The 6,651-nt window shown below is 61.2% G+C and carries 6 protein-coding genes; 4 read left to right on the top strand and 2 right to left on the bottom strand.

Features of this window, described 5'->3' with window-relative positions:
- Positions 1 to 64 precede the first annotated feature (64 nt).
- Positions 65 to 385 carry a thioredoxin gene (gene trxA, locus VRS74_RS11200; protein WP_354145351.1) on the top strand — a complete coding sequence of 107 codons (321 nt, stop codon included), beginning with the start codon at positions 65 to 67 and terminating at the stop codon, positions 383 to 385.
- A gap of 3 nt (positions 386 to 388) precedes the next feature.
- Here the strand turns inward: trxA and VRS74_RS11205 are convergent, their stop codons facing one another.
- Together VRS74_RS11205 and argJ are read right to left on the bottom strand one after the other, a co-directional pair.
- Positions 389 to 1,186: an inositol monophosphatase family protein gene (locus VRS74_RS11205; RefSeq protein ID WP_354145352.1), complete on the bottom strand. Its 798-nt coding sequence runs from the start codon at positions 1,184 to 1,186 to the stop codon at positions 389 to 391.
- On the bottom strand, positions 1,183 to 2,409 hold the full coding sequence (argJ, locus tag VRS74_RS11210; RefSeq protein ID WP_354145353.1) for a bifunctional glutamate N-acetyltransferase/amino-acid acetyltransferase ArgJ: 1,227 nt from the start codon (positions 2,407 to 2,409) through the stop codon (positions 1,183 to 1,185). Before argJ ends, VRS74_RS11205 begins: the two co-directional genes overlap by 4 nt.
- 85 nt (positions 2,410 to 2,494) lie before the next feature.
- On the opposite strand from argJ, the gene VRS74_RS11215 reads away from it, so the two are divergent.
- From VRS74_RS11215 to VRS74_RS11225, 3 genes are all read left to right on the top strand, one after another.
- Positions 2,495 to 2,767: a hypothetical protein gene (locus VRS74_RS11215; protein WP_354145354.1), complete on the top strand. Its 273-nt coding sequence runs from the start codon at positions 2,495 to 2,497 to the stop codon at positions 2,765 to 2,767.
- A gap of 96 nt (positions 2,768 to 2,863) precedes the next feature.
- Entirely contained in the window at positions 2,864 to 5,611 is a 2,748-nt protein-coding gene (gene secA, locus VRS74_RS11220) for a preprotein translocase subunit SecA (RefSeq protein WP_354145355.1), read from the top strand.
- 37 nt (positions 5,612 to 5,648) lie between these two features.
- Positions 5,649 to 6,404 (top strand): sulfite exporter TauE/SafE family protein, encoded by a 756-nt coding sequence (locus tag VRS74_RS11225; RefSeq protein WP_354145356.1) that lies wholly within the window; start codon positions 5,649 to 5,651, stop codon positions 6,402 to 6,404.
- Positions 6,405 to 6,651: the final 247 nt, after the last annotated feature.

Here is a 6,651-nt window from a genome sequence, read left to right on the forward strand (position 1 = left end):
CGCAACCATTGAGTGACGCGGAAAAAATCCTAGTTATGGACCAACGCAATTCAGGAGATTCCCCATGGCCACCGTCAATGTGACCGATGCAAGCTTCAAGAGCGATGTGCTCGACGCCGACAAGCCCGTTCTCGTCGATTTCTGGGCTGATTGGTGCGGCCCCTGCAAGATGATCGCGCCTGCGCTGGAAGAAATCAGCGACGAGCTGGCTGGCCAGGTTACGATCGCCAAGATGGACATCATGGAAAACCCCGACGTGCCCGGGAAACTGGGCGTGCAGGGAATTCCGTTCCTCGTCCTGTTCAAGGATGGCCAGCCCGCAGCCAGCCTGACCGGTGCTCGACCCAAGAGCGCGCTCAAGGCCTGGCTCGAAGGCGTGCTCTGAAAATCAGAGGCCGAGCGCTCGCTCGGCGAATTGATCCCACAACGCCGGGCTTGATGCACCTATCAGGCCCGGCTTGTGCTGTTCGTCGACGCGATAGGCGCTGCCGTCAAACCGCGCCGCCTTGCCGCCCGCTTCGTTCAGCCAGAGCACGCCTGCGGCATGGTCCCATGCCAGCGTGCGCTCGAAGCTCGAAACGTCATTCTGGCCCAGCGCTAGCCGCGGATATTGTTCGGCAGCGCAGCGCGGGATGTCGACCAGCCGGTAGAATGGCGCAAGCCTGGCATCGACCATCGCGCGTTGCTCATCATTGAGGAAAAGCCGCGAGATCGCCGCCACCAGCGGGTCTTCACCGGTGGTTCGCGCAGTGACGGGTTCTCTATCGACAAATGCGCCATTGCCGCGATGTGCATGGCAGAAGCGGCCTGAAAGGCAGTCGTAGATCCAGCCAGCGTGGCACACGCCGCCGCTTGCCTGCGCGATAATTATGCCGAAGGGCGGCTTGCCATGCGCGAAATTGTGCGTCCCATCGATCGGGTCGACGATCCAGCAATCGGCGGACAAATGGCGCAGGATCGCCGGATCGTCATGCGCGGCTTCTTCACCGACGATAGCGATCGAACCGTCGATCCGCGCAAGGCCTTCGGCCAGCATGGCCTCCGCCTCGTGGTCGACGACAGTGACCAGATCGTCTGCCGCCTTCTCGGTGATCTCGCCGGTCTTGAGGTTCTGGAACCGAGGCAGGATGGCTCTTTCGCTGACATCGCGCACGAGGCGCCGGATCGCCTCGTCGAGAGCCCTCAAGAACGATAATCCGCGTTGATCGAAATGTAGCCGTGGGTAAGGTCGCAGGTCCATACGGTGGCATGGCCTTCGCCCAAGCCAAGCTCGATCGAAATGTCGATCTCCTTGCCCTTCAGATGGGCTGCCACCGGTGCCTCGTCATAACCTTCGACCGGCAGGCCGTTCTTAGCCGTCCAGATGCCGCCGAAGGCGATCGAAAGCTTGTCCCGATCTGCAGGTTCGCCAGCCTTGCCGACCGCCATCACGACGCGGCCCCAATTGGCATCTTCGCCCGCGATGGCGGTTTTGACCAAGGGCGAGTTTGCGACACTGAGGGCGATGCGGTGCGCGCTATCGTCGGAAACGGCGCCGCTTACCCGGATGGCGATGAACTTGCTCGCGCCTTCGCCATCACGCACGACAAGCTGCGCAAGCTGGCGGCACAGGTCGGTCAGTGCTGCGGCAAAGGCATCGGCGCCGGGATCGTCGAATGAGGCGAGGGGGGCATTGCCCGCCGCACCGGTTGCAAAGGCCAGGACTGTATCACTCGTCGAAGTGTCGCCGTCGACCGTGATGCATGAAAATGTCTGCCGGTTCGCCTGAGTGAGGAGTTCCTGAAGGAACCCCGGCTCGATTGCTGCGTCGGTGAAAATGTAACCGAGCATGGTCGCCATGTCGGGCGCGATCATGCCCGAACCCTTGATGAAGCCGACCAGTTCCACGCGGGTTCCGCCCAGCATCGCGCTTGTATGGGCCCCTTTGGCGAAAGTGTCGGTGGTGCCGATCGCCCGCGCGGCATCTTCCCAATTGCAAGGCTCGGCAATAAGCGCCGCCGCCACTCCGGCGCGTGCCTTGTCCTTGGGCAGCGAAACGCCGATGACGCCGGTCGACGAGACGAACACCTGATCCGTTCCGCATCCGAGATGCTCGGCGACCTGTGCCCTGATCTGGTCGACCGCCTCGCGCCCGCGATAGCCGGTGAAGGCGTTGGAATTGCCCGCATTGACGATCAGCGCACGCGCACGCCCCTGCTTAACCTGCTCACGGCCCAGTTCGACTTCGCTCGAAGCGCAGGCGCTCTGGGTGAATACCCCTGCAACCGCCGTGCACTCTGCTAGTTCGGCATAGGTGAGATCGGCCCGGTCCCAGTTCTTGTAGCGCGCCAATGCGACACGCAACGTGACTCCCGAAATCGGGGGCATGTCGGGGAAGGGAAGGGCCAGTGGCGAAGCGTCGAGTTCCATGCGCCCTCGCTAGCCCGACTGTGCCGCACAGTAAATCCGCCTTGAGAGGTGGACGAGCGAAACAAGAATGCGTATTTAGCGGGTCATGCTTCGTCGCTTTCTCGCCTGCCTTGCGCTTCTGACCGGCCTTGTCGCCGTCAGTACGCCGGCCAATGCCTCGATTGTTGAGGCGCTTAATTGCGAGATCGGCGTTAGTGCGGAATCGGCTGACGACAGTGCCGAAGAGCGCCGCAATTGCAGCCACGAAGAAGCGGGTAGCCGTGCGGAAGATCCGGGCAAGGACGAAAAGCCGGCGAAGCGCACCAAGCGTGTGATGCGCCCGCCTGTGCTCTACGGGATCGACCGCGCGCACGAATAGCGCTCCAATTTCCATCCACCGTTGCAGCTTAGGCAGCCGGCGCAAGATGCGCGCGGCTGCATCTATTACAATTCAAGTCCCGTCAGGACCGCTCTCATGTTTCAGACCATCGCCAAATCGCTGTTCGGCTCTTCCAACGATCGTTACGTCAAGTCGCTCGGCAAAATCGTCAACCAGATCAATGCGCTCGAGCCGCAGATGCAGGCGCTTTCGGATGACGAGCTTAAAGCCCAGACCGACAAGTTCCGCCGCCAACTCGAAGCAGGCGCCACGCTCGACGATATCCTGCCCGAAGCTTTCGCTACGGTGCGAGAGGCCTCGGTTCGCGTGCTCGGCATGCGCCATTTCGACGTGCAGCTGATCGGCGGCATCGTGCTCCACCGCGGCGAAATCTCCGAAATGAAGACGGGCGAGGGCAAGACGCTGGTGGCGACGCTCGCGACCTACCTCAACGCAGTTGAAGGCAAGGGCGTGCACGTCGTGACGGTGAATGACTATCTCGCTCGGCGCGACGCTGAATGGATGGGGCAGCTGCACAATTGGCTGGGCCTGAGCGTGGGCGTGATCGTGCCCAACCTCGGCGAATTCCAGCGGCGCGAGGCCTATAATTCCGACATTACCTATGCCACCAATAACGAGCTCGGCTTCGATTACCTGCGCGACAATATGAAGCATTCGCGCGACCAGATGGTGCAGCGCCCCTTCAATTTCGCGATCGTCGACGAAGTCGACTCGATCCTGATCGACGAAGCGCGCACGCCGCTGATCATTTCCGGCCCGACCCAGGACAAGAGCGACCTCTATGTCGCGCTCGACGAAGTGGTGAAGGGCATTCCCGAAGACTGGTACGAGAAGGACGAGAAGACCCGTAACATCCAGTTGACCGAGGAAGGCACGGACGAGATCGAGAAGCTGCTCCTCGCCAAGGGGCTGCTTGCGACCGGGAACCTCTATGACATCGAGAATACGCAGGTGGTCCACCACCTCGACCAAGCGCTCAAGGCGAACATCATGTTCAAGCGCGACACGGACTACATCGTGAAGGACGAGAAGGTCGTCATCATCGACGAGTTCACCGGGCGCATGATGGACGGCCGCCGCTGGTCGAATGGCTTGCACCAGGCGGTGGAAGCCAAGGAAGGGGTGAAGATCGAGCCCGAGAACCAGACGATGGCCTCGATCACCTTCCAGAACTATTTCCGCATGTATCCCAAGCTTTCGGGCATGACAGGCACCGCAGCCACCGAAGCGGCCGAGTTCTGGGACATCTACAAGATGAACGTGGTGGAAATCCCCACCAATGTGCCGGTCCAGCGCATCGACGAGGAAGACGAGTTCTACAAGAACACGCTCGACAAGTTCGGCGCGATCGCAAAGGCGATCAAGGAGAAGAACGTAATCGGCCAGCCGGTGCTGGTGGGCACCGTCTCGATCGAAAAGTCCGAGCTGCTCAGCCAGTTCCTCGACAAGGAAGGTGTGAAGCACGCCGTGCTCAACGCCCGCTTCCACGAACAGGAAGCGCATATCGTGGCGCAGGCAGGTCGTCTCGGCGCGGTGACAATCGCCACCAACATGGCTGGCCGCGGCACGGACATCCAGTTGGGCGGCAATGTTGAGTTCCGCATCGACGACGAACTGGGCGATATGCCCGCAGGGCCTGAGCGCGACGCTGCCGAGCAGCGCATCCGTGAAGAGGTCGCCGCGGAAAAGGCGAAGGTGCTCGAAGCGGGCGGGCTGTTCGTGCTTGGCACTGAACGCCACGAAAGCCGCCGCATCGACAACCAGCTGCGTGGCCGTTCGGGGCGCCAGGGTGACCCGGGCCTTTCGCGCTTCTACCTGTGCCTTGAGGACGACCTGCTGCGCATTTTCGGCCCCGATACGCTGTTCGCCAAGATGATGAATTCGAACCTCGCCGATGGCGAAGCGATCGGTTCGAAATGGCTGTCGAAGGCGATCGAAACCGCGCAGAAGAAGGTCGAGGCGCGCAACTACGAAGTGCGCAAGCAGGTCGTTCAATTCGACGACGTGATGAACGACCAGCGCAAGGTGATCTACGAGCAGCGCGGCGAAATCATGGAAGCCGAGCGCGTCGACGATGTCGTGCTCGACATGCGTCGCGACACGGTGAACGCGCTGGTCGGCGAGGCTTGCCCGCCGGGATCATACCCGGAGCAGTGGGACATCGCCGGCCTCAAGGAGAAGGTCGAAGAGGTATTCGGCCTCACTCCGCCGATCGATGCTTGGCTTGAAGAGGATCAGGTGGAACCTGAACTTCTCGAAGAACGCATCGCGGCCTTGGCCGATGAAGTGATGGAACAGAAGATTGGCACGACCGACCACGAAATCTGGCGACAGGTCGAAAAGTCGGTGTTGCTGGAACGGCTCGACTATCACTGGAAGGAACACCTCGCCACGCTCGATGCGCTGCGCCAGGTGATCTGGATGCGCGGCATCGCGCAGAAGCAGCCGATCAACGAATACAAGCAGGAAGCTTTTGGCCTTTTCGAGACGATGCTCGATACCTTGCGCGAGGATGTGACCAAGATCCTCGTCAAGGCCGAGCTTCGGATCCAGCCGCCACAGCCGCAATCGCTGCCGGACCTGCCCGATTTCCTAACCGGCCATATCGATCCCTTCACCGGACTCGATGATTCGAACGATATGGACGGTTCGGCAGAGCGCCCGGAACTGTTCGGCTCGCTGGCAGGCAGCCCGCGCGCAGCCTTCGGGCCGGGCGGTACGAACGCCGAAAACCCCTTTGAAGGGCTCGAAATCAGCCGCAATGCACCGTGCCCCTGTGGTTCGGGCAACAAGTACAAGCATTGCCACGGGGCGGCAGTCTGATTGAGGCGATAGAGCCCGTGGGTTCGGGGTCGGCAGCATGACCGGCCTCGTTCCGATCGGGCTCATCGCGGCTTTCTTCGTCACCGCGCTGCTCTATGCGGCGGTGGGCTTCGGCGGCGGCTCGACCTATGCCGCACTGCTGGCGCTTTCTGGAATGGATTACCGGCTGCTGCCGGTGCTGGCGCTCGCGTGCAACATCGTGGTTGTGGCCGGCAGCACCATTCGTTTTGCGAAGGCGCAGGTGACGCCGTGGCGCGGCGCGCTGCTACTTACAGCGCTGGCAGCCCCTGCAGCATTGCTGGGCGGGCTCACTCCGATCGGGCGCGAGGCTTTCCTCATGCTACTGGGCGCGAGCTTGTTGCTGACGGGCCTCACGATGCTGCTACCCGTGTCGGCCGAATCCCAATCCGAGCCGCACAGGCTGGCTCGGTATGCGCCGCTGGCTGCCGCACCGCTGGGATATCTTGCCGGGCTGGTTGGGATCGGGGGAGGGATATTCCTCGCCCCGCTGCTGCACCTTAATCGCTGGAACAATGCGCGCGCCATCGCCGCGACCGCCAGCTTCTTTATCCTGGTGAACTCTCTGTTCGGATTGGCGGGACAATTGCTCAAGAATGGACCGCAACTGCTTGGTGGCGCGCTTTATGGCGGGCTGGCCTTGCTAGTCGCAGTGGCGATCGGCGGGCAGATCGGCAGCTTCATGGCGCTGCAATACTTGCCGCAAAGGGTTATCCGCTGGCTGACCGCGGCGCTCGTTATCTGGGTGGGGGGAAGGCTGCTCTTTGGCGCCTAGATCCTGCCCTGTCGCGAAGTGGCTCCCCGAGTTGGATTCGAACCAACGACCAAGTGATTAACAGTCACATTTTTAGCCAAAACGCACCCTAACAAATCACTTCATCGATTTGCTAATAAAGTACGTATTCCCTTGTGTTTAGCTCCGAACCTATGCACAATTCCTAACACTGATCTGCCCCCTTCTGAATGGTCCAATTTCTATTTTAGGAATGGCCACGAAGGAGGAATGGAATGGCAAGGAAGCA

This window comes from Altererythrobacter litoralis (assembly GCF_036324225.1).
GTDB classification, from domain to species: domain Bacteria; phylum Pseudomonadota; class Alphaproteobacteria; order Sphingomonadales; family Sphingomonadaceae; genus Erythrobacter; species Erythrobacter litoralis_A.

Excerpts from the sequence above, each read along its gene's own strand:
- secA (WP_354145355.1), top strand. The coding sequence starts at position 2,864 with ATGTTTCAGACCATCGCCAAATCGCTGTTCGGCTCTTCCAACGATCGT.
- VRS74_RS11215 (WP_354145354.1), top strand. The coding sequence starts at position 2,495 with ATGCTTCGTCGCTTTCTCGCCTGCCTTGCGCTTCTGACCGGCCTTGTC.
- argJ (WP_354145353.1), bottom strand. The coding sequence starts at position 2,409 with ATGGAACTCGACGCTTCGCCACTGGCCCTTCCCTTCCCCGACATGCCC.
- VRS74_RS11225 (WP_354145356.1), top strand. The coding sequence starts at position 5,649 with ATGACCGGCCTCGTTCCGATCGGGCTCATCGCGGCTTTCTTCGTCACC.
- trxA (WP_354145351.1), top strand. The coding sequence starts at position 65 with ATGGCCACCGTCAATGTGACCGATGCAAGCTTCAAGAGCGATGTGCTC.